The sequence below is a fragment of the Bradyrhizobium liaoningense genome, from assembly GCF_018130955.1.
Lineage (GTDB): Bacteria > Pseudomonadota > Alphaproteobacteria > Rhizobiales > Xanthobacteraceae > Bradyrhizobium > Bradyrhizobium liaoningense_C.
Genome location: NZ_JAFCJM010000029.1, coordinates 58,431 through 83,589 on the forward strand (window position 1 = coordinate 58,431; position 25,159 = coordinate 83,589).

General features: G+C 65.2%; 21 protein-coding genes. 11 read left to right on the plus strand and 10 right to left on the minus strand.

Annotation, left to right across the window (positions count from 1 at the left end):
• Positions 1 to 246 precede the first annotated feature (246 nt).
• Complete coding sequence (locus tag JQ632_RS23015) at positions 247 to 420, plus strand: DUF1328 domain-containing protein (protein WP_212404865.1); 174 nt, start codon at positions 247 to 249, stop codon at positions 418 to 420.
• 5 nt (positions 421 to 425) lie between these two features.
• Here JQ632_RS23015 and JQ632_RS23020 read toward each other — a convergent pair whose 3' ends face one another.
• Positions 426 to 923, minus strand: a complete 498-nt coding sequence (locus JQ632_RS23020) for a thioesterase family protein (RefSeq protein ID WP_212404866.1) — start codon at positions 921 to 923, stop codon at positions 426 to 428.
• An 85-nt stretch (positions 924 to 1,008) separates the two neighbouring features.
• Between JQ632_RS23020 and JQ632_RS23025 the strand changes: the two genes are divergently transcribed.
• Positions 1,009 to 2,433, plus strand: coding sequence for an FAD-binding oxidoreductase (locus tag JQ632_RS23025; RefSeq protein WP_212404867.1), 1,425 nt, complete (start codon positions 1,009 to 1,011; stop codon positions 2,431 to 2,433).
• 273 nt (positions 2,434 to 2,706) lie between these two features.
• On the opposite strand, the gene JQ632_RS39575 is transcribed toward JQ632_RS23025, so the two are convergent.
• Entirely contained in the window at positions 2,707 to 3,120 is a 414-nt protein-coding gene (locus tag JQ632_RS39575) for a hypothetical protein (protein WP_249152463.1), read from the minus strand.
• Between JQ632_RS39575 and JQ632_RS39580 the strand changes: the two genes are divergently transcribed.
• Positions 3,091 to 4,044, plus strand: a complete 954-nt coding sequence (locus tag JQ632_RS39580; protein WP_312015654.1) for a Spy/CpxP family protein refolding chaperone — start codon at positions 3,091 to 3,093, stop codon at positions 4,042 to 4,044. The two genes, JQ632_RS39575 and JQ632_RS39580, sit on opposite strands and share 30 nt — an antisense overlap.
• Before the next feature lie 91 nt (positions 4,045 to 4,135).
• A complete protein-coding gene (locus tag JQ632_RS23035; protein ID WP_212404890.1) occupies positions 4,136 to 4,528 on the plus strand; it encodes a hypothetical protein in 393 nt (130 codons plus the stop codon).
• A 2-nt stretch (positions 4,529 to 4,530) separates the two neighbouring features.
• On the opposite strand, the gene JQ632_RS23040 is transcribed toward JQ632_RS23035, so the two are convergent.
• From JQ632_RS23040 to JQ632_RS23050, 3 genes are all read right to left on the minus strand, one after another.
• Positions 4,531 to 6,207, minus strand: coding sequence for a SulP family inorganic anion transporter (locus JQ632_RS23040; protein ID WP_212404869.1), 1,677 nt, complete (start codon positions 6,205 to 6,207; stop codon positions 4,531 to 4,533).
• Between the two features lie 123 nt (positions 6,208 to 6,330).
• Positions 6,331 to 7,794 (minus strand): caspase family protein, encoded by a 1,464-nt coding sequence (locus JQ632_RS23045; RefSeq protein WP_212404870.1) that lies wholly within the window; start codon positions 7,792 to 7,794, stop codon positions 6,331 to 6,333.
• 200 nt (positions 7,795 to 7,994) lie between these two features.
• Positions 7,995 to 8,915, minus strand: coding sequence for a LysR family transcriptional regulator (locus tag JQ632_RS23050; protein WP_212404871.1), 921 nt, complete (start codon positions 8,913 to 8,915; stop codon positions 7,995 to 7,997).
• 91 nt (positions 8,916 to 9,006) lie between these two features.
• Between JQ632_RS23050 and JQ632_RS23055 the strand changes: the two genes are divergently transcribed.
• From JQ632_RS23055 to JQ632_RS23065, 3 genes are all read left to right on the plus strand, one after another.
• Complete coding sequence (locus JQ632_RS23055) at positions 9,007 to 9,450, plus strand: DoxX family protein (protein ID WP_212404872.1); 444 nt, start codon at positions 9,007 to 9,009, stop codon at positions 9,448 to 9,450.
• A gap of 75 nt (positions 9,451 to 9,525) precedes the next feature.
• Positions 9,526 to 9,684 (plus strand): hypothetical protein, encoded by a 159-nt coding sequence (locus JQ632_RS23060; protein WP_212404891.1) that lies wholly within the window; start codon positions 9,526 to 9,528, stop codon positions 9,682 to 9,684.
• Positions 9,685 to 9,696: 12 nt separating this feature from the next.
• The gene (locus JQ632_RS23065) at positions 9,697 to 10,674 is read left to right on the plus strand and encodes a hydroxyacid dehydrogenase (protein ID WP_212404873.1); all 978 of its coding nucleotides are present in this window, start codon (positions 9,697 to 9,699) and stop codon (positions 10,672 to 10,674) included.
• A 58-nt stretch (positions 10,675 to 10,732) separates the two neighbouring features.
• Here JQ632_RS23065 and JQ632_RS23070 read toward each other — a convergent pair whose 3' ends face one another.
• The gene (locus JQ632_RS23070) at positions 10,733 to 11,899 is read right to left on the minus strand and encodes an ABC transporter substrate-binding protein (RefSeq protein WP_212404874.1); all 1,167 of its coding nucleotides are present in this window, start codon (positions 11,897 to 11,899) and stop codon (positions 10,733 to 10,735) included.
• A 324-nt stretch (positions 11,900 to 12,223) separates the two neighbouring features.
• Between JQ632_RS23070 and JQ632_RS23075 the strand changes: the two genes are divergently transcribed.
• Both JQ632_RS23075 and JQ632_RS23080 read left to right on the plus strand, forming a co-directional pair.
• Positions 12,224 to 14,617, plus strand: a complete 2,394-nt coding sequence (locus JQ632_RS23075) for an EAL domain-containing protein (protein WP_249152464.1) — start codon at positions 12,224 to 12,226, stop codon at positions 14,615 to 14,617.
• A gap of 115 nt (positions 14,618 to 14,732) precedes the next feature.
• Positions 14,733 to 17,861, plus strand: a complete 3,129-nt coding sequence (locus JQ632_RS23080) for an ATP-binding protein (RefSeq protein WP_409363510.1) — start codon at positions 14,733 to 14,735, stop codon at positions 17,859 to 17,861.
• Here the strand turns inward: JQ632_RS23080 and JQ632_RS23085 are convergent.
• Together JQ632_RS23085 and JQ632_RS23090 are read right to left on the minus strand one after the other, a co-directional pair.
• Positions 17,779 to 18,462: a class I SAM-dependent methyltransferase gene (locus JQ632_RS23085; protein ID WP_212404877.1), complete on the minus strand. Its 684-nt coding sequence runs from the start codon at positions 18,460 to 18,462 to the stop codon at positions 17,779 to 17,781. The two genes, JQ632_RS23080 and JQ632_RS23085, sit on opposite strands and share 83 nt — an antisense overlap.
• Positions 18,463 to 18,465: 3 nt before the next feature.
• A complete protein-coding gene (locus JQ632_RS23090; protein WP_212404878.1) occupies positions 18,466 to 18,930 on the minus strand; it encodes a hypothetical protein in 465 nt (154 codons plus the stop codon).
• A 236-nt stretch (positions 18,931 to 19,166) separates the two neighbouring features.
• On the opposite strand from JQ632_RS23090, the gene JQ632_RS23095 reads away from it, so the two are divergent.
• Positions 19,167 to 20,468, plus strand: coding sequence for an MFS transporter (locus tag JQ632_RS23095; RefSeq protein WP_212404879.1), 1,302 nt, complete (start codon positions 19,167 to 19,169; stop codon positions 20,466 to 20,468).
• 63 nt (positions 20,469 to 20,531) lie between these two features.
• On the opposite strand, the gene JQ632_RS23100 is transcribed toward JQ632_RS23095, so the two are convergent.
• Positions 20,532 to 21,614 carry a serine hydrolase gene (locus JQ632_RS23100; RefSeq protein WP_212404880.1) on the minus strand — a complete coding sequence of 361 codons (1,083 nt, stop codon included), beginning with the start codon at positions 21,612 to 21,614 and terminating at the stop codon, positions 20,532 to 20,534.
• A gap of 256 nt (positions 21,615 to 21,870) precedes the next feature.
• On the opposite strand from JQ632_RS23100, the gene JQ632_RS23105 reads away from it, so the two are divergent.
• The gene (locus JQ632_RS23105; RefSeq protein WP_212404881.1) at positions 21,871 to 24,453 is read left to right on the plus strand and encodes an EAL domain-containing protein; all 2,583 of its coding nucleotides are present in this window, start codon (positions 21,871 to 21,873) and stop codon (positions 24,451 to 24,453) included.
• On the opposite strand, the gene JQ632_RS23110 is transcribed toward JQ632_RS23105, so the two are convergent.
• Positions 24,450 to 25,061 (minus strand): TetR/AcrR family transcriptional regulator, encoded by a 612-nt coding sequence (locus JQ632_RS23110; protein ID WP_212404882.1) that lies wholly within the window; start codon positions 25,059 to 25,061, stop codon positions 24,450 to 24,452. The genes JQ632_RS23105 and JQ632_RS23110 overlap by 4 nt on opposite strands.
• Positions 25,062 to 25,159: the final 98 nt, after the last annotated feature.

A 25,159-nucleotide genomic window follows, 5' to 3' on the forward strand; every position in this document is an offset into this window, starting at 1 on the left:
CGGGGGTGTGGAAGGGAGCCTTCATAGCAGGGAATACCGCCTATATGGGGCGGCGGGGAGGGGTTTTACAGACTTATCCGGCCGCGCAATCCCGCATGAAAGGCGAAATTTGTTCCTGCGGCGGCCGCAAATTTCCCGCATGTCCCGCTCGGAACCATCGTTTCGCAGTCGAGATTGTCTCACCAAGCGAGGCGTGGCCTCGAGGTCGCGCCGATCGCACACGAAAATCGAGACGGAGGTTTGGCCATGCTAGGCTGGGTTGTGACGTTTCTGGTGATCGCGCTGATCGCCGGCATTTTGGGTTTTGGCGGTATCGCCGGCGCGTCCATCGAAATCGCCAAGATCATCTTCTTCATCGCGGTCGTGCTGTTCCTGGTGTCGGCCGTTGTGGGCCTTGCGCGCGGCCGCACCGGGATCTAGCGCGATCAACGCTTCGAGGGCATCGCGATGTTTCGGCCGATGCCCTCGGGACGCGGCACCGCGCTGTGAGCCCTCACGACGGCTCCGATGCGCTCGCGAATGTCTGGCGGAAACGGCGCGACCTTGCGCGAGCTCATGTCGATGTGGAGCGACATGTTCTCCGAGGTGGCGGAGATCCAGCCCTCGGTGGCATGCCGTAGCTCCTGGAATGTGTGCAGCCGCTTCTCGTCGGCTTCCAGCAGCCAGACCGACACCTGCACGGGATCGCCGAGATGGATCTCGCGCAGATACCGCACATGGCATTCGGCGGTGAAGGTCGAGCCGCCCCGCTCTTTCATGTAGGTCGGTCCGATCCCGAGCTTGAACCAGAGCTGGTCGATCGCCCGGTCGAACATCACATTGTAATAGGCCATGTTGAGATGGCCGTTATAGTCGATCCATTGCGGCTCGATCTGCATGATCGACGAGCGGAATGGTTCGCCCGTGCCGGCTGTGTCCGTCATCTTTCCTTCCTGCTATGCGTCCGATCCCTTGACTTGACCGGCCATATATCCTTTGCCACGGTTCTTCTGTCGGGAGGAAATGTCCGTGGGTACGACAATCACCAATAATCCGCAGCGGCCGGCACCGAAAGCCCTCGCAAGCGCGCTCGAGCAGCTCACCGCACGCTTCGGCAACCGCCTCATCACCTCGCAGGCTGTACGCGAGCAGCACGGCCACACCACGACCTGGCTGCCCAACCAGCCGCCGGACGGGGTCGTCATGGCGCAGGAGACCAGGGACATCCAGGACGTCGTGCGCATCTGCGCCAAGAACGGCGTGCCCATCATTCCCTTCGGCACCGGGACCTCGCTCGAGGGCCAGGTCAACGCGCCGGCCGGCGGCATCTGCATCGACCTGCGCGACATGAACAAGGTGCTCGCAGTGCATGCCGAGGACCTCGACTGCGTGATCGAGCCCGGTGTCACCCGCAAGGCGCTGAACGAGCATTTGCGCGACCAGGGCCTGTTCTTCCCGATCGATCCCGGCGCGGATGCCTCGCTCGGCGGCATGGCTTCGACGCGCGCCTCGGGTACCAATGCGGTGCGCTACGGCACGATCCGCGAGAGCGTGCTCGCCCTGAAGGTCGTGCGCGGCGACGGCGAGATCATCACGACCGGCACGCGCGCGAAGAAATCGTCGGCCGGCTACGATTTGACGCATCTCTTCATCGGTGCCGAGGGCACGCTCGGCATCATCTCGGAGCTAACGATCCGCTTGCGCGGCATTCCCGAGATGATCGCCGCCGGTGCCGTTTCCTTCGAAACCGTGCACGGCGCCTGCCAGGCCGTGATCCTGGCGATCCAGACCGGCATTCCCGTGGCGCGCATCGAGTTGCTCAATGCGGCCCAGGTGCGGGCCTGCAATTCCTATTCGAAGCTGACCCTGCCGGAGACGCCGCTATTGTTGCTCGAATTCCACGGCAGCGAGATCGAGGTCGCCGAGCAGTCCAAGGCATTCGCTGAGATCGCAAAGGATTGCGGTGGCGGCGACTTCTCCTGGACCACCAAGCCGGAAGACCGCACAAAACTGTGGCAGGCGCGGCACGACGCCTATTGGTCGGTGAAGGCGATGCGGCCCGGCGACAGCATCGGCGTGGTTGCAACCGATGTCTGCGTGCCGATCTCGCGGCTGGCCGATTGCGTGACCGAGACCGAGGAGGATCTAAAGCGGCTCAATCTGACGTCGCCGATCGTCGGCCATGTCGGTGACGGCAATTTCCACTGCTCGCTGCTCTGCGACACCAACGATGCGGACGAGATGGCGCGCGGCGAAGAGTTCATGCATCGCCTCGTCGAGCGCGCACAGTCGATGGACGGCACCTGCACCGGCGAGCACGGCATCGGCCAGGGCAAGCAAAAATATCTCAAGGCCGAGCTCGGCCCCGAAGCGCTCGATGCGATGCGGGCGCTGAAGAAGGCGCTTGATCCCCAGAACATCCTCAACCCCGGCAAGATAGTACCGGAGGCGTAGGCGCACTATCGCATGTGCGGATCACGCTCGCGCCACGAGCTCGTCATGCCCGGGCTTGTCCCGGGCATCCACGTTCTTCGTGCAGGTAGGAAGGTCGTGGATGGCCGGGACATAGGCGAGCGGAAGCGACGCCGTCCTTCGGACGGCTATGCCCGGCCTGACGATGCGGAAGCCCCGTGCGCAAACTCATGAGCGCCGTTTCCAGAGTGCATTGCGGTCGTGCGGAACTTTCGTTCCACGCGCGGGTTCCAATTCCTGTCAATTTCCAATGCCTCAATGCTGCGGATTGCGGAGGATCAGATGTTGCGACCGGTCATTGGAATTGTTGCGATGGCGCTGGCCTGTGTGCTTGCGGGTGCCGCCCTCGCCAAGGGAGGCCATGGGGGTGGTCATGGTGGCGGCCACGGCGGTGGTCATCATGGAGGTGGGCATCGCGGTGGCGGCCACCACGGTGGCGGACATGGTTTCGGCCACGCACATTTCGGTGGCGGCCATCATGGCGGACCGCGATTTGCCGCCGGCGCGCGGCGCGGCGGCCCGAATTTCGGCCAGATCCGCAACGCCGCGGTGCGACCCGCCGGTTTCCGCAACGCCTTCAATGCCCAGGCCTTCCGCAACGGCCGCCTGATCAGCAATCCCGCGGCGCGGGCCCAGATCGTGACAGCAGCTGCCCTGGTCGGCTGGCATGGCGCGGGCAACGGATGGTGGCAGCATCCCGGCGGCTACTACGGCTGGGTCGGCCCGCTGTTCTGGCCCTTCGCCTATAACGACCTCTACGACTACACGATCTGGGGCGACGGCCTCGGCTTCTGGGGCTACGGCTATCCGGACATCTATGCCGGCATTTTCGGTCCCTATGGCTATGACGGTCTCTCGACCTATCTGCCGCAGCGCATGCCGGGGCGACGGCAGGCGCGCGGCGTTCCGCTCGATCAGCTCTGCGGCAGCGACCGCCGCGAGATCGCCGGTCTGCCGATCGACCAGATCGCGTCCGCGGTGCAGCCGACGGATGCGCAAGGCGCCAGCCTCGACCAGCTCGGCAATGCGTCGCTGCAGGCGGCCGACATCATCCGCACATCCTGTCCAACGCAAGTCGCGGCGACGGCGCCGGGCCGGCTCGCCGCCATGCAGCAGCGCGTCGAGGCCTTGATCAATGCGGTGAACCTCGTTCAGCCGGCGCTGGAGAGATTCTATGGCTCGCTCAACGACGAACAAAAGGCGCGCTTCAATGCGCTCGCTGAGGATCAGCGGCGGGCGGTGGCCTCCGGCAATGCGAATGCGTCGCTGACCCAGGCCTGCGGCGCGCAATCCGCAAGCCTGGCGTGGCCGGGCAGCGAGATTGAAGCGAGACTTCAACCCAACGACACACAACGCGCCGCTCTCCGCGTGCTCCAGGATACGAGTGCGAGGGTCAATGATGCTCTCAAGGCGGCCTGCCAGCCCAACGACGTGATGACGCCGCCGGCGCGCATGGCGGCCGTTCGCACGCGGCTCGGTGTGATGCTCGATGGCGTCAAGTCGGTGCGCGCCGCCCTTGATGATTTCTATGCCACGCTCAACGACGAGCAGAAGGCGCAGTTCGAGGCGATAGGGCCGCGGCGAACGTCGTGAATGAAGCATGCGGAATCGGTGAGGCTCGCCGGTTTCGGAACTATCCTCTATGCTGCGCGCGTTCGATGGGAATGCCATGGTTCTTGGGGCGATGAAGTGGTTCGTGCGAGGTAAGCGTCAGGACGTCTGGGATGAAGTCGTCCCTGGGCCGCTCGGCGACATCGAGGCGGCCGATCGCATTCGCAGCATCTGCGAGTCGGTGGCCGCATGTGCCGAAACGGTCGGTCGCGCGGCCGACGCCAGCAGGCAATCCGACGAACGGCGCAGGCGCGAAACCGAACGCTATGAGCGCGCGGCGCGGGCCGCGATGGAGATCGCGATGAAGATGTCCGACGACCTGATGCGCGACGATGCCGTGCGCCAGATCGTCGACCTCTGCATGAAGGCGAACGACACCAGGACGGCGCATATCCTGTTTCGCGCGATCCAGGCGAGCTGGATCCGGGAAACGGTACAGCGTGAGCACCCGGCGCTGGTCCAATAGCCCTAGCCGGCCAGCACGCGGACGGCCTCATCCACGCTGTGAAAGACGCGGTCCTTCGGCAGCAGCTCGTGCAGTCCGAAGCGGTCGAAGGCGTTTTGCGCGCGCAGCGATTCGAGCCGCGCGACCGCGATGGTCACGCCTTGCTCGGTGCACATCTTGAAGACATCCAGCAGCACTTGCGCGGCCGTGAAGTCGATCTCGACCATGCCGCTGGCTTCCAGCACCAGGAGTCTTGGCGACGTGGTCTTGAGCACGTTGGCGACGTCGTTGCGGAAGCCGGGGGCGTTGAGGAAGGACAGCGGCGCCTGGAGCCCGACCACGGCGACGCCTGGAATGCGTTCACCCGCGATGTGCGGATGCGCCGGCCACCAGATCGTGGTGCCCGGCACGCGGTCGAACGCGATGAGTCTTGCGCGCGTCGTGCTCCAGATGCCGTGCAGCAGCGACAGCACGATGCCGAGGAACGCGCCCTGCTGGATCGGCAGCACGATGATGAGGGCGGCCGTCGCCAGGATCAGCAGGAACTCGCTCGGGGATTGGCCATAGATCGTCGCGATCTGCTTGACGCGGACGATCCTGAGCGCGACGAACAGCAGGATGCCGCCGAGCGCCGCGTCGGGAACGTGCTGCAACAGTCCCGTGCCGACCGCGAGCAGCGCCAGCACGATCAAAGCCGCGGCAAGGCCGGACAATTGTGACTGTCCGCCGGTCTCGGCGACGATGCCGGTCCGCGGCGGGCTGGCATTGACCGGGAATGCGCCGATCAGGCCGGCCAGCACGCTGCCGGCGCCGGCGCCGAGAAAGTCGCGGTCGACATCGGCGGGCTTGTCGGGATCGGAGGGGAAGGAGCGCGTCGTCGCGGCGGTCTGCACCATGACGACGACGGTGATGACGAAGGCCAGCGGCACCAGGCGCACCCATTGTTCGGGTGCAAGATCGGGCAGGGTCAGTCGCGGCAGCGTGCCGGGCACGGCGCCGACGACCTTGACGCCCTTGGCTTCGAGGCCCGCGGCGATCACCGCAAGCGTCGCCGCGACCAGGCCGATCAGCGCGCCCGGGATTTTTGCGCTGATCATTTCGGAGACGAGAACTACGGCCAGCACGCCAAAACCGATGCAGAGCGTGTAGGGATTGCTTCGGCCGAGCTCGGTTGCGAGCACGCCGATGCGATCGAGCATCGGTCCGCTTGGTGAAGCGAGCCCAAGCACGCCAGGCATTTGCGAGACGATGATGTGGACCGAAATGCCGGCGAGGAAGCCCACCATGACCGGCACCGACAACAGATTGGCGATGCCGCCGAGGCGGAAGGTGCCGCTGAGCAGCAGCATTGCGCCGACCATCAACGCCAGCGCAATCGCCAGCGACTGATATTCGGGAGAGCCCGCGGCAGCTGCAGCCGCCAATCCGCCGGCAAAGATCGGCGTGATGGTGGAATCGGCGCCGCAGGACAGGAAGCGGTTGCTGCCGAGCATGGCAAAGCCGAGCGAGCCTGCCATGAAGGCGAAGAAGCCGATCTGCGGCGCGAAGCCGCCGAGCCTCGAGGTGGCCATCTGCTCGGGAATCGCGATCGCGGCGAGCGTCAGGCCGGCGATCAGATCTGCCGGCAGAAGACTGATCCGATAGGAGGCCAGTGACCGGAATAGCGGCCAGGGTCGTCCGTTGTGGGCGTCATTCGCCATGGGTGGAAGTCTCCTGCGGGCGATACCGAAGTATCAGACCGTACGATCTCGTGCCATCGCACAAGAGAATGCCCGCAGGCACGTTGTGCACCTGCGGGCACGCTTGCTTCGGATCGGGCCGGCTTACCTGCGGTAATCGCCGTGCTGTCCCATGTCGCCACCGCGGCCGCCACCCATTCCCATGCCGAGACCGATACCCACGCCGATGCCGATGCCTTGCATGATGGCGCCGGGCGGGGGACCGCTCTCCTGCGGTGGCGGACGGCGATCGACCACGACCTGCTCGGTGGGCTTGCGCTTGGGCGTGTCGACCACCTTCCTCTTCGGCGGCGTGTCGTCGACGCGCTTGTTGATCGGCAGCACCTTCGGGGTGACCGGGCTCGCAGGCGTCGACGGGCTCGAGCACGGGCAGGTCGGTGCCATCGCCACGTTGATCGGCGCAACTGCGGCGGCCGCGATGCTGCGGTTCTGCACGCGCAGCAGCAGCCGGCGCGCCGTGATCGCGAGATCGCTGTTGCCGTAGCTGGCCAGGAACGCCTCGAACGAGGCGCGGGTGTTGACCGCGTTGGCTTGGCTCCAGGCTTCCATCATGCGCCGGCGCTCCAGCATCGAGCGCACGCGCGGGGCAGGAGCGGACTGCGCGAACAGCTCGACATAGGCCTGATAGGCCGAGATGGTGTCGTCGGCGATCACGAGGTCATAAGCGGCCTTGGGTTCGCGCCCGCGCAACTCCTTGCGCCAGTCATCGACGCTGCGCGTGCCGCTGGCGAGCGCGAACGACGATGCACCGGCGGCAGGTTGCTGGCCGCTGGAATCGCCGAAGAACCTGAAGTCCGTCGTCAGCGACGAGCTCTCCCAGGGGATCTGCCGTCCGTCGGTCGATTGCGCGACCGCGACGCGGATGCGCTTGAACACCTCTTCGATCGGCAGGTTCGGCTGCTTGGCGACCGACAGCACCGCCGTGGTGTAGGGGCTGTCGGCGCCGGAGCCGTCCTCGGCCTCCGCGCCGGGCGAGGTCGAGTAGGAAATGAAGGTGCCGGGCGCGCCGGCCTTGGTGTCGACGATTGCAAGACCGTGGCCGGCACCGCTCAGCGCCGGGAACGGATTGTTGCGGCAGGCATCCAGCATGAAGATGCGCGACCGCGTCGGCAGCGCGCCGAGCGTGTTGAGCAGATCGTTCAGCCGCACGCCCTGCACGGGAATGTCGGTTTCGCGCTTCGGATCGAGATCAACAGGCACGAGATAGTTCTCGCCGTCGATCTGCAAGCCGTGGCCGGCATAGAACACCAGCGCGACCGTATCGGCGCCGGCGGCGCTGACCTTGCCGGCAAAATCAGAGATCGCCTGGCGCATCTCGCCCTGCGCAAGGTTCGGTGCTGTCGTCACATTGAAGCCGGCACTGCCGAGCAGCTCCGTCATGCCCTTGGCGTCGTTGGCGGCGTTGGGCAGCTCGGGGACTGCGCGATAGGCGGATTGGCCGATCACGAGCGCGAGGCGCGCTTCGGCATGGGCATCTGGCGTGAAGAGTTGCGAGAGGGCGAGCAGGCTGGACGCAAGGAACAAATTGCAAAGGACTGGACGGCGCATGGTGTCACCTCCATCAGCAATGCGCGTGAGGATGACAGCTTTCTTAGACGCGAGCCACGTTCCAGTCTGTGCGCTGGCTCACGTTGCAGCGTTTTCCAGCGAAGTGGACGCCGGTTCGCGTCAAGAAAACGTGTCAAAACGAGACTCCAGAGCTTAGCTCCAGGATGGGACAGCCAGACTGCCGGAGCGCTGTTGCGCTGTCAGAACAGCCCGCGGTCCCAGGGCGGCTCAGGCGAAAACCGCATCGCGAGAAAGTCGATGAACGCGCGCACCTTGGCCGGCGGGCGGCGGTCGGGCAGGTACACCGCATGCACAGCTGAGGACTGGATCTCGGGCTGGTCGAGCGGCAGCGCCACCAGCGTGCCTGCGCGCAATTCATCGGCAATGATGAATGTCGGTTGCCGTGCGAGGCCCTGTCCGGCGAGCGTGGCCGCGCGCAGCACGTCGCCATTGTTGGCGCGCAGATTGCCCTTCACCTGGACGCGAATTTCGCCGTTCTCACCGAACAGCCATTCTTCCGCGCTCCCCTGCTGCGAGAGGGTGTAGCCGAGGCAATTATGGTCGGCGAGATCGGCAACGGTGCGCGGCGTGCCCTTTGCGGCGAGATAGGCGGGCGCAGCGCAGACCACCATCCGGTTCCGTGCGAGCCGCCGCGCCACCATGCTGGAGTCGCGCAGCTTGCCGATGCGGATCGCGAGGTCCCAGCCCTCCTCGGCGAGATCGACGAGGCGGTCGTTGAGGCCGAGCTCGGTCGTGACCTTCGGGTAGCGCGCGGCAAAATCGGCAAGCAGCGGCGCGATCTGTTTGGTGCCGAACACGACGGGGACGTTGACGCGCAACAGGCCGCGCGGCTCGACGCGCTCGGCGGCGACCGCCGCGTCGGCCGCCTCCATGTCGGCGAGGATGCGTTCGGAGGATTCGAGATAGGACCGGCCGGCCTCGGTGATCGACAGCCGCCGCGTCGTGCGGTGGAACAGCTTGATGCCGAGCCGCGATTCCAGCGAGGCGACATGCTTGGTCACCATGGTCTGCGACAGGCCCATCGACCGCGCGGCCCCGGACAGGCTCCCGATCGCCGCGACCTTGGCGAAGACTTCAAGGCTGGTGAGCCGGTCGAGCATCTCACTCCATGGGTGTGAGCTATATTTCCAAAATACCGGATTATCATCCAATTGAGAATAGATCATATGGCCCAAACCATTGGAGACAGCCATGATCGATTCCCGTACCGCCCCGTACGCCGCGCTGGTGCTGCGCGTGGCGCTGGGCGTGCTCTTCCTCGCCCATTCCAGCCTGAAACTGTTCGTGTTCACCCCTGCCGGCACCGCGAAGTTCTTCGGCAGCCTCGGTCTGCCCGGCGAACTCGCCTACCTCGTCATCGCGATCGAGGTCTTGAGCGGCATCGCGCTGATCCTCGGCGTCTGGACGCGCTATGCCGCGCTGGCCGGCATCCCGATCCTGTTAGGTGCCATCTTCACCGTGCACGGTGCTTCCGGCTTCTTCTTCTCGAACCCGAAGGGCGGCTGGGAATTTCCGGCGTTCTGGGCGATCGCGCTGCTTGCGCAGGCGCTGCTCGGCGACGGCGCTTACGCGCTGCGTCCCTCGCGCAGTGCGGAGGCGCTCGGCGGACAATTGAGCGGCGCGGCTTCGCGCTGACATCACCGCGGAAGACATCCTCTCGACGCAAGGCTGCGGGATCGCGCGATCCCGCGGCCTTTTGTCTTTTGTGGCATGCGACGGACGTCGCGCAGCCTGTTGCCGGTCGCAGTGCCGATCGAGCAGACGGTGAAGCCGATCATGGGTTATCTTGGCTTGCTCATGCTCTGCCTGCTCGTGATCGCCTTCGTGCCGGCGATCTCGACGGCGCTGCCGCACGCGTTTGGCTACTGAGGGAGAACGTCGGTGAAGGTGCTGCTGGCCCACACGCCCGAGATGCGGCGCAACTACTATGGCGAACGCAGCCTCAACGGTTTGCAGGCGGCAGCCGACGTGATTCTGCACCAGGGCGATGCTCCGCTCGATGCCGCCGGCCTCGTCGCCGCCGCGCGTGACGCCGACATCATCGTCGCCGACCGCATGACGGAAGGGCGCGGCGAGATCTTTGCGCAACTGCCAAAACTGCGCGCCTTCGTCCGCTGCGCGGTCGATATCCGCAACGTCGATGTGGACGCGGCCTCGCAGGCCGGCGTGCTGGTGACGCGTGCCGGTCCCGGCTTCGTGCAGGCGGTGGCCGAGCTCGCGCTCGGCTTCATGGTCGATCTGTCGCGCGGCGTGTCGCGGACCACGGCGGACTATCACGCCGGCCGCAAGCCAGAGGCGCGGATGGGCCGGCAGCTCGCGGGCAGCCGGGTCGGCATCATCGGGTTTGGCAGCATCGGGCGCCATCTCGCCGAGATCGCAAAAGTGCTGCGCATGGAGATTCTGGTCGCCGATCCCTTCGTCACGATCGACGATCCCGCGATCCGGCAGGTCGCGCTCGACGAGCTGCTTGCGGCGTCCGACTACGTCGTCTGCCTCGCGATTGCGAATGCGCAGACGGAGAACCTGATCGGGCAGGCGGCGCTCGCGCGAATGCAGCGGCACGCAGTCTTCATCAACCTCTCGCGCGGCAATCTCGTCGACGAGGCCGCGCTCGCCGATGCCCTGCGCGAGAACCGTATCGCCGGTGCCGCGATGGATGTCGGCCGCGCGCCCGACCAGATGCCGGCGCCGGAGCTGGCAAGACTTCAAAACGTCATCGCCACGCCGCATGTCGGCGGGCTGACGCCTCAGGCGATCGAGTACCAGTCGCTGGAGACGGTGCGGCAGGTGGAGGCGATCATCAGGGGCGAAGCTCCGCTAGGTGCCGTCAACGCCGATCGCTGGACGCGGCGGGCCTGAGCATGGTCCGGAAAAGTGTGCAGCGGTTTTCCGACAAGACCATGCTCAAACAAAAGAACTACAGCCGGTCGACCGCCTTGAATGTCCCGTCCTTCTGGATCACGGTCATGAACACCTTTGGCGGGGTGTCGAGCATGCGGGTGCCTGTCGTGACGACGCTGCCGCTGATGTCGAAGCGGCCGATCTCGTTGATGACGCGCAACAGGCCGATGCGCGTGGGGTTCGGACCTGCCTTCTCGAGCGCTGCGGCGGCGAGCCGTCCCGCGAGGTAGCCTTCCAGCGACACGAAGTCCGGCGTCAGCGTCGCGTCGAATGCCCGTTGCGCGGCCTGGTAGTCGGCGACGAGCCCGATCGATGCGTCCCATGGAAACGGCACGACCTGCGAGACCACAACGCCTTCGCCGTCGGGACCGAGCTCCCTGGCGAGCGCATTGGCGCCGACGAAGGAGATGTTGACGAAGGTCGGATGGAAGCCGCTGCGGCGCGCGAGCTTGATGAACTCCGCGCAGGGGCCGTAGGTCCCGACCATGACGATGGCCTCGGGCTCGGCGCGCTTCAGCATCCGCCAGGCCGAGCCGACCGCCCGCGTGTTGCGCTCGAAGGTGCCTTCGGCGGCGAGCTCGAGGCCGCGCTTCGCAAGCGCGCGCTTGACGCCGGAAAGCCCGTCACGGCCGAATGAATCGTCCTGGTAGAAGATGCCGATGCGGGTGTAGCGGAGGTCCTCGGTGAGGTGCTTGATCCAGGCCTCGGCTTCCGCGCTGTAGCTCGCGCGGATGTTGACGACGTTGGAGAGCTCGGGGTCGCGCAAGAATTCGGCGCCGGTGAACGGGCCGATGAAGGGAACGTTATGCGCACTCGTGATCGGGATCGTCGCCATCGCGGTCGGCGTTCCCACCGCGCCGATCAGCGCGAACACCTTGTCGTGGTCGATCAGGCGCAACGTCTGCGCCACCGAACGGTCGGGATCGTAGCCATCGTCGCGGCTGATCAGCCGAAGCTTGCGGCCGTGGACGCCGCCCTTGGCGTTGATCTCCGTGAACGCGGCAACGATGCCTTGCCGCATGCGCTGGCCGAGCGCGGAGGAAGGGCCTTCGAGGGCTGCGGCCTGGCCGAACAAAATCCCGTCCGCGCTGACGCCGACCTCGTCGCTCCTTGCAGCGACTGCAGCTACGGCCGTCAGCGCGATGGCCAGAGCGATGCGTGCCGCGAGTCGGGATCGTGTCATGACAGCGCTGATATGGAGTGCCGGGAATGCCGCCACGGACAATAGTTCGGCGGGCTGAAGATGTCGCTAATCTCTTGGATGCTGGAGGCCCGTATTACTCCGGGGAAAAGCAACAGATTGTGCAGATGGCGCGGCGGATCGCAGCCTAATCGTTAACTAAGCCGCGCAATGCAGCGAAGTCGGGCTGCAAAATTGGGCAGTTCTTAACCGCAGGGCTTGTCCGATCGCTCACGTCACGGTGCGGCCAGAGGTCTGCTCCGCGACACGAGGGGGACGACGAGCAAGATGGACGATCGCGATCAGAATGATCAGGATCGAAAGCGCATGATCGGACGGTGGCGCGCAGCGCCCTTGCTCCGGCTGTACCGTCCTGCGCTCGTCGCTGCCGGCATCGGCCTGTTGCTGTCGCTCACCGCGGCATTCGCCGTCGCCCAATGGGAGGACCGCGTCAACAAGGTCGAGTTCGAGAGCGCCGCCGACACCGAAGCCATCGTCATGCAGAACGGCATGAACGAATATATCTCGCGGCTGATGGCGCTGCGCACGCTGTTCGAGTCGGTCAACGAGGAAATCACCCGCAGCGAGTTCGAGACGTTCAGCGGCCGCCTGTTCGAGCATCACCCGGGCATGCTGCGCATCGCCTGGCTGCCGCGGGTCAACCGCAAGGAGCGCGCCGAATATGAGGCCGCGGCGATCGCCGACGGCATCTCCGGCTATCGGATCAAGTCGCTGCGCAGCGACGGCAGTTTCGCGACCGCGCCCCAGCGCGAGGAGCATTTCCCGATCTTCTATTCCACGCAGCCGAAGACCTCACCCGTCTACGGTATGGACTATGCGAGCATCCCCGACCGTTGGGCGGCGGTCGAGCGCGCCCGCGACAACGACCGGATCGCGGCGCTTCCTGCTCGCCTTTACGAGCCGAGGGAAGGCGGCGAATTGCCGAATGCGATGGTGATCGTCCCGGTTTACGCCAAGGGCACGTCGCGCGAAACGGTCGCCGACCGGCGGCGTAATCTCGCCGGCGTCATCGTCGGCATATTCGATCTGCCGCTGCTGTTGCAGGCGATCCGGGCGACGACGGCCGCGAGCCCCGCGATCAGCGTCAACGTCTATCCGCCGTTCACGGGACGGATCGTCAGCCTGGAGCAATCGCTTCCGGATTTCTCGTCATCTCAAAGCGCGCCGCAGTCGATGCGCGACGTCGCGAGAGGCAGGCATTGGTCGGGAAGCCTGCGGATCGGCGATACCGATTGGCAGGTTCGCGCCGTGCCTGCGGCCGGCGGCCCCCTGGTCACGGCCTACGATCGTGCGCTCACGGTGCTGGCCGTGGGCCTGCTTCTGACCGGATTCCTCACCGCCTATCTGGTGCTGGCAGGCCGCAACTCGCGGCGGCTGTCGCTGGCGAACCGGCGCGTGCTCGAGCTCGCCCAGACCGACATCCTGACCGGGCTGCCGAACCGTGCGTTCTTCCTCGGGCGCCTGGACGAGATCAACCGCGAGATGCGTGAGGGCGGAATGACCTTCGCGATCCTGATGCTCGACCTCGATCGCTTCAAGAACGTCAACGACTCGCTCGGCCATGGCGCGGGCGACCTGCTGCTGCGCCAGGTTGCGCAACGCCTCAAGGCTGCCTTGCGCGAGCACGATGTGCTGGCGCGGCTCGGCGGCGACGAATTTGCGATCATCCAGGGGGGCTGCGACGATCAAAGGGTCTGTTCGGTCGAGCTGGCGAGCCGCATCGCCAAGCTCGTCGCCGAGCCGTTCTTCCTGCCGGGACATCGCCTTGAGATCGGCACCAGCATCGGGATCGCGATCGCGCCGCAGCACGGCGACGACCAGGAAGAGCTTTTGAAGAAGGCCGACCTCGCGCTCTACCGCTCGAAATCCGCGGGGCGCAACTGTTTCACGATCTACGACGAGGCGATGTCGGCCGAGCTCGAGGCGCGCAACACGCTGGAAGGTGATCTGCGCGACGCCATCGCGCGCTGCCAGCTCGAGGTGCACTATCAGCCATTCTTCGACGTCACCAGCGCAGAGCGGCGCGGCTTCGAGGCGCTGGTGCGCTGGCGGCATCCGGCGCGCGGCCTGATTCCGCCCGACCAGTTCATTCCACTCGCGGAAGAGACCGGCCTGATCGTGCCGCTCGGCGAATGGGTGTTGCGTCGCGCCTGCGAGGACGCCGCCGCCTGGCCGTCCGGGGAGCGCGTTGCCGTCAATCTGTCGCCGGTGCAGTTCAAGGAGGCGGAGCTGTTCGACGTGATCTGCGCGGCGCTGGAAGCTTCCGGCCTGCCGCCGGAGCGGCTGGAGATCGAGATCACCGAGTCCGTCCTGCTGGAGCGCGGCGTCGAGAACCTCGCCTTCATGGAACGGCTCAAGAGCATCGGCGTCGAGCTTGCGCTCGACGATTTCGGCACCGGCTATTCGTCGCTGAGCTATCTGACCGCGTTTCCGTTCGACAGGATCAAGATCGACAAGTCGTTCATCCGCAGCCTGACGCTTCGTCCGCACTCCGCAGCCATTATCTCCTCGATCGTCACGCTTGCGCGCGGCCTCGACATGTCCGTCACCGCCGAAGGCATCGAGACCCAGGAGCAGTTCGATCGCCTCAAGGCGCTCGGCGTGAATTTTGCGCAAGGCTATCTGCTCGGCCGCCCGCAGCCGATCGCGCAGATCGGGCCGGAAACAGCGGCGGTCAGCTCGCGCCTCGACGCCGCCTGAGGCAATTGCCTGCGTTTTCGCCCCTGCGCGGCCGGCGAGGGCCGTCTTTCGTTTTGCTCCTACTGAGGCTACCTTCTGGGTCGGAAAACCGGCTGTACCCGGAAAAGGTGTGCTGATGTTGTGCCCGGCCTGTCAGACGGAGACCTTGCCCGACGACAGGGTATGCAGGTCCTGCGGCATCAGTTTCGCCCTGGTCTGCCCGAATTGCCGGCACCCCAATCTTGATGCCGCGCGCTTTTGCGGCGCTTGCGGCGAACGGCTGCAACAACCGGCGCCGGTCGGTGAGCGGAAGGTCGTCACCGTCCTGTTCGCCGACATCGTCGGCTCGACCGAAATGATCGGCGCCGGCGATCCCGAATTGGCGCTCGACCGGCTGCCGCCCGCGCTCGCCCGCATGGGCGAGGCCATCCAGCAGTATCAGGGCACGATCACGCGCAGCATGGGTGATGCGTTGCTGGCGATCTTCGGCATGCCGCAAGCGCAGGAAGATCATGCCTTGCGGGCCTGCCAGGCCGCGCTCGCCATGATTCAGTCGTCGCACGCGAACGGCATCACGCTGCGCGTTGGCATTCATGCCGGCGAGATCGTTGCGGGCCTTCCGGACAAATTCACCAAGGAGCAGAGCGTCTATGGTCCCGCCGTGCACCTGGCGAGCCGCCTGGAGCACATGGCCCAGCCCGGTGAAATCTGCATCACTGAATCGACCTTTCGGCTGGTTCACGCGGCCTGCGAGGCGCGGTCGTTGGGACATCAGGACGTCAAGGGTTTCCCGCGCCCCATCGTCGTCTACCGATTGCTGGGTTTGAAGCACGCCGGTGCCACCTTCCCGGAAGCGCTTGCGGGCGTGTATCGCGGACGGGAGAAGGAGCTGGCCATTCTTCACGAGGCGTTCGCCGGGGCCGAGCGCGGCGCGGGCAAGGCGATCGGAATTTCCGCGGCGCCTGGCTTGGGAAAAAGCCGGCTGTGCTTCGAGTTCGCCAAGACCGCCAGGGATCGGCTGGTCCCCGTGCTGGAGGCCAGAGCATCGCCATACGATCATTCCGGCCCACTGCAACCGCTCGTGGAGTTCTTCCGCACCTTCTTCAGGATCGGCCCGACCGACGATGCCGAGACGGCGCGCGCGAAGATCGCGTCCCGGATCGAGGCGGCGGTGCCGCATCTGATGGATGACGTGCCGCTGCTGTGCGATTTCCTCGGCATCAGCAGCGGCAAATCGCCGGTCGACCCGAAGGCCAGGCGTGGCCGTCTCGTCAATCTGGTCTGCAGCCTCGTCAGGGACGGCACCCGCACGCCGTCGGTGATCGTCATCGAGGACATTCACTGGCTGGATGAAGCAAGCATCGAATTCGTGTCGGCCCTCGTCGACGTGGTGGCCGAGAGCCGCGTCGCGCTGATCCTGACCTATCGTCCGACCTATCAGGCGCCATGGCCCGAAGCACCGAACTTTCACGAGATCCGCCTGGACGAGCTCAGCGACGGCGACGTGGCGGCGCTCGCGGTCGAACTGATGGGCGATCACCCGTCGACCCGCGCGGTCCGCCAGCGCATCATCGAGCGAAGCGGAGGCAATCCCTTCTTTGCCGAGGAGTTGATCCGGTCCCTGGTCGATAGCGGCGAGCTTGGTGGCCACGCCGGTCACTACGAGGCGGCGCAGGAGCCGCCAATGGAGACGCTGCCGGCAACCGTCCAATCCGTGATCGCGGCGCGCATCGACCGGCTCTTGCCCCGTGACAAGGAGGTGCTTCAGGTCGGTGCGACGATCGGGCGGGAATTCCCTCTGGCCGTGCTGGCCGAAGTGACCACTGCGCCGGTGGACGATCTCGCTCCGATCCTCGATCGGCTGTCGCAGCTCGAGCTGGTGCAGCCGGGCGATCCAAGCGCGCCGGGCCGGTTCGCGTTTCGGCATCCGCTGATCCAGGAGGTGGCCTACGCCACGCAATTGCGGTCACGCCGTGTCGAGCTTCATGCCGCCGTGGCCAAGGCGCTTGAAAGTTTCCATCACAACCAGCTCGGCGAATATGCCGATCTGATCTCCTATCATTTCGAGGCGGCCCGGGACTTCCTCTCGGCGGCGACCTATGCGGCGCGCGCCGCGGCGTGGATCGGTACGCTCCACTCGATGGTCGCGCTCAAGTCCTGGAAAAGGGTTCGACTGCTGCTTCAGGCCGTGCCGCGCTCCGCCGAAACCGACAGGCTGCGCGTTCGGGCTTCGGGGCAGATTGTCGGCATGGGCTGGCGCGAAGGAACCAGTGCGGAGGAGGTTGCGCCCTTTGCCGAGGAGGCGCTGGAGCTCGCGCGGGAGTCGAAGGATGCGGTCTCCGAGGTACTGATCCTTGCCGTCTATGGCCGGGTGCTGGCGTGCACGGGCTCGGCGGACGATTACGTGAAGCAGGTCCTGCAGGCGATCGAGCTGACCAGTGCGCGCGATCCGAGCCTCAACACCATGCTGCAGATCTTCCTGTGCCAGGCCCATGGCTACGCCGGGAGGCTGCGTGAAGCATTGCAAGCGAGCGACACGGCACTCGCTCACATCACCAACATCCTGCCGGCGCACGAAGCGCTGATCGGGTTCAACGTCAAACGCTGGGTCGAGAGCCTGCGCGCCAGGGTGCTGGTGCGCATGGGCGACTTCATCGCGGCGCGGCAAAGCATCGCGGACCTGATCGCGACCGAGAGCGAATTTCCGGACCCTGCCGTTCAGTTCATCCCGCACCTCGCCGGCGTCGAGCTCGCCTGGCTTTCGGGTGATGCGGAGCAGGCCGAATTCCACAGCCGGTGCATCGAGAAGGTCGGCGCGGCGAGCGGATTGCCCTACCTCGCGGTCTATGGCGCCGCCTGCGCGGCGCTGGCGCTCGCGCTGGCCGGCGATCATGTCGGCGCCATCCAGAAGCTGGAGGCCACGGTTCGCCTCGCGCGCGAGGCTTATGCCGGGCTCGAATACGAGAGCGAGATGCTGACCTTCCTCGCCGAGCTCTATCTGAGGAGCAACAGCCCGGCAGCCGCCGTGAGCGCGGCCGAACGAAGCCTGGCAGTCGCGATCGAACGCAGCGCTCGCCTTGCGGAATGCCGTTCTCTCATCTTTCTGGGACGGGCACTGGATGCAGGCCAGCTCCGGCATCCCCTGCACGACGCGGACGCGCTGTTCGCCCGCGCGCGGCGCCTCATCGACGAGACGGGCGCGAAGGCCTACGAACCGCTGCTTTCGGCGAGAGAGGCGTGCGCGGGCAGCGAACGAGAAGCGTGAATTCGCGAAGGCCGTAATCGGTCAGCAATTCCACCTCGCAACCGAGCTGCTTGCGGCAAAAATCGACCCACGGCTGCGGCCTGGTCCGATAGAGCGCTTGCTCTGTCCGTCCCTGGTCGTGCGGCAGCATGAAGTTGGCGGCGAAGCCGATCCGGCTCTTGCGTTGCATGTCGGTCAGGATCGTCTCGACATAGCGCTTCCATTCCGCCACCGGTCGGCCAAGCCTGACGTTGAAGGTGCCGCTGGTCAGAACGTAGTCGGTGACGTCGGGGCATCGCGAACCGACCACGAATGTAGCGTCGTCCGGGCGGTCGCTCCAGCGCCGCCGGGCGGCCGCGACCATGGCCGGCGAGATGTCGATGCCACGATAGGTGACGGGGCAATCAGCGTGCCGCATGGCCAAAAATTCCAGCAGGGCGCCGTAGCCGCAGCCGAAATCGGTCAGGCTGAACGGCTTGGTGAAGTCGCAGATTTTCAGGAGCTGTACGAAACGCAGATGTTGCGACACCGCGTTCGGCCAGTCGACGCCGAGCGGCGTCGACCCGTGACGTTCGATCTTTCGCGAATAATAGGAGCGAACCTGCGCGCGAAGCGCGCGCATGGCCTATTTCTTCCGGCGCGCTCCGGGCTTCACGGTCGGAACACTGATGGTCAGGTAGTTCGTGCTGGAAAAGATGAAGGCCTCGCGGATCGTGACCAGCACCTGTCCCTTCGGCTTCTCGCCCGGATGATAGTCGAAAAACACCGGCAGCGGGGCCTTGCTCTCGAGATTTCCCTTCAGCGTCACGATGATCTGATCGTGTCCGTTGTATTTCGTCGGCTTGCCGTTCACCTGCGCGCCGGTCTTCTTGAGCATTTCGAGGTACTTCAGGAAACCCTCGCGGTCCTTCTCACCGACGGGCGCGATGTTGAGCAGTGTGAACGAGCTGCACAGCGAATGCTGCAGCGAGAACAGTTTGAATTCTTTCTGAAATCCGATCATCTCCTTCAGGGCGTCGCCCACGGCAAACCTGGAGTTGATCTGGTCCTGAACATGCGGAACGTATCCATCGGGAACGAACGCACCCATCGCTCACCTCCTGAAAATCCAGCGCTGAAAATGAGATGTTAGCCTGCTTGTCCATCTTCGGCCAGATGCAAGTGGCGAGCAAGGAGGTTTTATCACCCAGGTTGTGCGGCCGGTGGCCGGTTAGCCGCGTCGCTGCGCGCTCAAATCGCTGGCATGCGGGAAAAGCGCTTGACCCGGCCACTCCCAGATGATCCGAAAGATCGTCCAGGGATGAAACAATCATAACCAAGCACAACATGCGGCTTCCCTTCTTCTACGGCTGGGTCGTGGTCGCGGTGATCTTTGTCACCATGGCGATCGGGGTGAATGCACGCACCGCGTTCTCGCTGTTCTTTCCGCCCATCATCGCCGAGTTCGGCTGGGAGCGCGGTCTCACCGCAGGCGCATTCTCGTTCGGCTTCGTGGTCTCGGCGGTGGTCAGCCCGTTGATCGGCCGATTGATGGACCGCGCCGGCCCGCGCGCGGTGATGGAGGTCGGTGTCGCCCTGATGGCCGGTGGCCTGCTGCTGGCGCCGCTCACCAGCGCGCCCTGGCATCTCTACGTCACCATCGGCATCATGGTCGGTGCCGGCAGCGTCTGCCTCGGCTATTCCGGCCAGTCGCTGTTTCTGCCGAACTGGTTCATCCGCAAGCGCGGCTTTGCCATCGGCATCGCCTTTGCCGGCGTCGGCATCGGATCGGTGACGCTGCTGCCCTGGGTGCAGCACCTGATCGAGCAGACCGGCTGGCGCACCGCCTGCACCGCGATGGGCCTCTTGGTCCTGATCGTGCTCGCGCCGATCAATCTCTTCCTGCGCAAGCGCCCCGAGGATCTCGGCCTGCTGCCCGATGGCGATGCCGCGCCCTCGGCGCATTCTGCAAAGCCCGTCTCCAACGTGGTCGACCCGGTCTGGGTTGCGACCGACTGGACGCTGCAGCGCGCGCTGCGCACGGCGCGCTTCTGGTGGATCTCGCTCGGCTATTTCTGCGGCCTGTACATCTGGTACGCGGTGCAGGTGCATCAGACCAAGTTCCTGCTCGACATCGGCTTCAGCGCTGGTGTCGCGGTGTGGTCGCTCGGCGTCGTCAGCCTGCTCGGCATTCCCGGCCAGATCCTGCTCGGCCATGTCTCCGACAGGATCGGGCGCGAATGGGTTTGGGTAGCGAGCTGCGCCGGCTTTGCGATCTGCTTTGCGGCACTCGTCGCGCTAAAATTCTGGCCGTCGCTGCTGCTGGTCTATGTGATGGTGTTCGCGCAAGGCGCACTCGGCTACGGACTCACCTCGGTCATGGGTCCCGTAGTGCTCGAGATCTTCCAGGGCAAACACTACGGCAGCATCTTCGGCTCGATCATGCTGGCCGCGCTCGCGGGCGGCGCGGCCGGGCCTTGGGTCACGGGTTTCCTGTACGACCTGACCGGCAGCTACACGCTGCCCTTTGCCATCGCCATCATTGCCTGTGGCTTGTCGGCGCTGTCGATCTGGCAGGCCTCACCGGGCAAGGTGCGCGCCGTTGCCGGCCGCCTGCACAAGCTGCAGGGTGGAACCGGCGCCGGGTAAGGCGTCGGCTTGCGCCCGGCAGCGGGCACCGCGCGAGGTCATAGACGGTTCAAGCGCGGCCATTCAATGAAGAGGTCGCTCTCGCACAAGCCGTGCGATGCAGGTCGGCGGAGTAGACGCATCGCTTGCGGCGGGCAACAGGACGTCGTTTACGAAGCGCACGCTTCCACCGGGAACACTGGAAAGCGAGGTCACCGTCACGACGAGATCAAGCCTCGGTACGACGTAGATAATCTGGCTCCCCTTGCCTGCGGCGAAGAAGGCGTCCAGCCCCGCGCCGGTGTGCGTCACCCACCAAAGATAGCCGTAGGCCGTTTTGACTGGAGCGCCACCGTCATTATGTTTCGAAATTGAGTCAGCCACGTATTCGCCCGACACGATCTGCTCATGTCCCCAGCGTCCGCGCCGAAGATACAGCAGGCCGAGTTTCGTCATGTCCCTGGCACTGAGCGAGAGCGTGGTTGCACCAATCAGATGCCCCCGGCTATCGGCTTTCCAATCAAAATTTTCTATTTCGAGCGGGCCGAACAGATTTTGTTCTGCGAAGCTCCTCGAGTCTTGCCGGATTGCTCGTGCCAGAGCCACTGACAACAGGTTCACACTGTCATCATCGTAGTCGAATTGAGAGCCAGGCTTGTGCTGGATCGGTCTCGCGAGCGTCCATTGCCACATTTCGCGCGGTGGGACGACCGCCCTCGCACCAAACGGTGCCGCTGAATCAAAGCCGGAGGTCATCGTCAACAGATCACGAACCGTAATGTCACGCACGCGAGGATCGATGGTCGGATCCAACGTTTCAGGCAGAAGCTCCGAAAGCCTTTCGTCGAGGCGCAGGTAGCCCTTGTCGAGCGCGATGCCGACCAGAATCGAGAGGACGCTCTTCGTGACCGAGTGTACGGACGACAAGCTCCGGGCATCCAGGCCCGCCTTGTAGTACTCGAATTCAACGCAATCGTGCCGTGCGAGCACGACGCTCCGAATATTTGGGTACTTGTCGGCGAGTCGGGCTGGGAGATCAGTCAGCGCGCTCGAACCAGGTTGCGCCGACGCGGGGCGGCTGGAAGTTCCGAGTAGGCAGAACAGGACTACAGCAAAGCCGACGCGCCACCCTCCCTGCGATTGCCCGAAGGAGACGCGTCCGATCATTTGCCTTCCCCGCTATGACGAACTGCATTGCGGTTCATCGAGTGCGGCGGAAATGCGGCACATTTGTCACAAGCTCCAGGGCGGAACCGAGATGGGTCGAGTTCCGACAGCATTTTCATACCGCGCCGGCTTCGCAGAATCTTAAGCATGTCACGTCTTGGCTGGTGTCGCCCGGTTGCTAAGAACGTCTTGGACACCATCGCAGCGTTAATCTCGGTGCCCTCATCGCAATCCTGCGACGCGCTCGGGTCTACCCATGTCCGCCCACGATTGCCCTGCGATCGGAACTCCGGAACTTCTGCTGGCCGCATTCGAGCAGGCCGATGACGGTGTTGTGATCCTCGACGGCGCCCGCAGGATCATCCATTTCAACGCGGCCGCCGAGCGGCTCTGGAACTGCGCGCGGGCCGAATTGCTCGGGCAAGATGCTTCCGTTCTTGGGCTCGACTGCTTCGGTGCCGATCCGCTTGCTCCCTGCCGCGACGAGGTCAGCCTGGTGCGACACGACGGCAGCCGTATCAGGGCGTCGGTGTCGCTCTCGTCGGTCGGGTCGGAGCTGGGCCATCACGTGGCTTTCGTCCGCGACATCACCGAAGACGCCGAGCGCCGCGTGCGCATCGGTCTCCTCAACGCGGTGTCCGACCAGACCAATCGCGCCGTCATCATCACCGATCCCGAGCTGAACATCCGCTACACCAACGCATCGTTCGGCTCGATGTTCGGCTATTCCTACGACGAGGCCCAGGAGCGGCGCGTGACCGACCTGCTGGCCGGTCGTCACACCAGGATCAAGGCGCTCGCCAAGCTCAGGAAGCGCTTGCTGGCGGGCGGCGAGGGCGGCGAAGCCGAGGTTCTCGTCTACAGCAAGGACGGTGACGAGATCTGGGTCTCCGCCCGCATCGACGCGTTCCGCGATCGCAAGGGCCGGGTCAAGCACATCTTCGCGCTGCTCGATGACATCACCGAGAGCAAGCAGTTGCGCTCGCTCCAGCAGTTGATCATGGGGGCGCTCGCTGACGAGGTGCCGATCGCGCAGATCGCCGACCGGCTGTGCCGTCGTGTCGAGCAGATCGCGCCCGGCGTCGTCTGCTCGCTGCTGCATGTCGACGCCGGCGGGCAGATTCATCCGCTCGGCGGCCCGAGCCTGCCTGAGGACTATTCGCGGGCGCTCGACGGCGTCGTCATCGGTCCCGATGTCGGCTCCTGCGGCTCGGCCGCCTATTACGGCAAGCCGGTCCTCGCGATCGACCTCGCAACCGATCCGCGCTGGCTGCCCTACAACGCGATGCCGCTCTCGATCGGCCTGCGCGCCTGCTGGTCGACCCCGGTCAAGGCCAAGGACGGCCGGGTCATCGCCACCTTCGCTTTCTATTACCGGGAATCCCGCGCGCCGAGCGCATGGCACCGGCGCATCGTCGATGCCTGCGTCAGCCTTGCGGCGCTTGCGATCGAGCGCAAGGAGGCGCGCGCCGAGATCGCGCGGCTGGCCTATCACGACATTCTCACCGGCCTGCCGAACCGTGCGCAGCTCCGCCACCTGATCATGTCGGCGATCGATTCCTGCCAGGCCGGCAGCCACATCGCGCTCGCCTTCCTCGACCTCGACCATTTCAAGGACGTCAACGACACGCTGGGCCATGCTGCAGGCGACGAGCTCCTCGTGCTACTGGCGCAGCGGCTGCGGGCGCAGCTTCGGCCCTGCGACATGCTGGGCCGGCTCGGCGGCGACGAGTTCGTGATCCTGCTGCCGGATCACGATGCCGAGGCCGCCGCAAACGTTGCCGCAGGCATCACGCAGGCGCTGGCATCGCCGCTGCATCTCGGCGCAAAACAGGTGCAGATGTCGGTGAGCATCGGCATCAGCCTCTATCCGGACCACGCCACCGACATCGACACGCTGATGCAGCAGGCCGATGCCGCCATGTACAAGGCCAAGCTCGCGGGCCGCTCGACCCATCGCTTCTTCAGCGCCGACATGAGCGGGCTCACCGAGCAGCGGCTGGTGTTCACGGCCGCGCTCCGCCGTGCGATCGCCGAAGACGCGCTCAGCCTGCGCTACCAGCCGCAGATCCGCACCGTGGATGGCGCGATCCATGGCGTGGAGGCCTTGTCGCGCTGGCACGACGCCGTGCTCGGCGAAATCTCGCCCGCAAAATTCATCCCGCTCGCCGAGGAATGCGGCCTGATCGAGCAGATCGGTCTGTGGTCGATCCGCGAGGCCTGCCGGCAGATGGCGAGCTGGCGCCGCGCCGGGCTGAACATCCCGAGCGTGTCGGTCAATCTGTCGCCGATCAATTTCCGCGACGTTCATCTGGCGACGCGTTTGACCGCGATCCTCGCCGAACACGATCTGCCGCCGAACGCCCTGATGCTCGAGATCACCGAGGGCGCGTTCATGCAGGAGCGGGCGGTCGCGCTGGAGACGATGCAGGCGATCCGCAAGCTCGGCGTCGGGCTGTCGCTCGACGATTTCGGCACTGGCTTCTCGAGCCTGAGCCGGCTTGCGCATCTGCCGATCCGCGAGCTGAAGATCGACCGCAGTTTTATGCGCGACATCGAGAGCGATGCCGGTGCGCTGGCGATTGCCACCGCGGTGGTGCGGGTCGGGCAAAGCCTCGGCATGACCGTCGTCGCAGAAGGCGTCGAGACCGAGGCGCAGCGCAAGGTGCTGGCTGAGCTCGGCTGCGACGTCGTGCAGGGCTTCCTCTATGCCCCCGCGCTTGCGCCCATCGCGTTCGAGCGCTGGCTGATCGACCATTGCGCCGAGCAGGCGAGGGCGATGCTCGGCCGCCTCGACGTTGCGCGTGGCGATGCGCTCGCGTCCAAACGGACCGCCTAGCTGGACGCCAGTCCCGTCGCCCGCCGCAAGTCTGTGATGGCGCGCAAAAAGCTGTCGGCCGGCGTCGTCTCTGGATCGATCAGCCGGTGCAGTCGAAAACCGTCTTCGAGCGCCAGCAGCACGGAGGCCATCCAGGGCGGGTTCCGAGCATGATTCCTGGGATTGGTTTGCTGCGTCGCCTGGATGATGTCGGCGATCAGCTTGCGCCGCGCGCGCAGGCGCTTCGCAAGCTCCGGCCGCCGCTTCTCGGCGCGCGCGACATAAAGGATCATCTCCATATGAAGCAGCGGCGAACGGCCGAGCGGATCCTGCTTGCTGCGATCCATCGCCTTCAGCGCAGCGAGGAATTCGTCGAGATCGGTATGCTCCGCCAGCAGGTCGAGATTGCGCTTGATCGACTGCTCGACATGATCCTCGATCATGGCGATGATCAACTCGTCCTTGCTCTTGAAATTGGAATAGAACGCGCCGCGCGTGAAACCGGCGGCAGCCGCGATCGCCTCGATGCTGGCGCCGCCGATGCCTTCTGCCTCGAACACGCGGGCCGCCGCCTCGAACAATTTGTCGCGCGTGTCGTCCCGGGTCGGTCTGGTCCTCAGCCTTGACATCGATGCATTTTAGTTCAGAATGCAATTCGATACAACAATGTATCGAGTTAAGAACTGACAGGGATGACACGCCGCGCCTTTCCAGGGAGGGAAGGCTT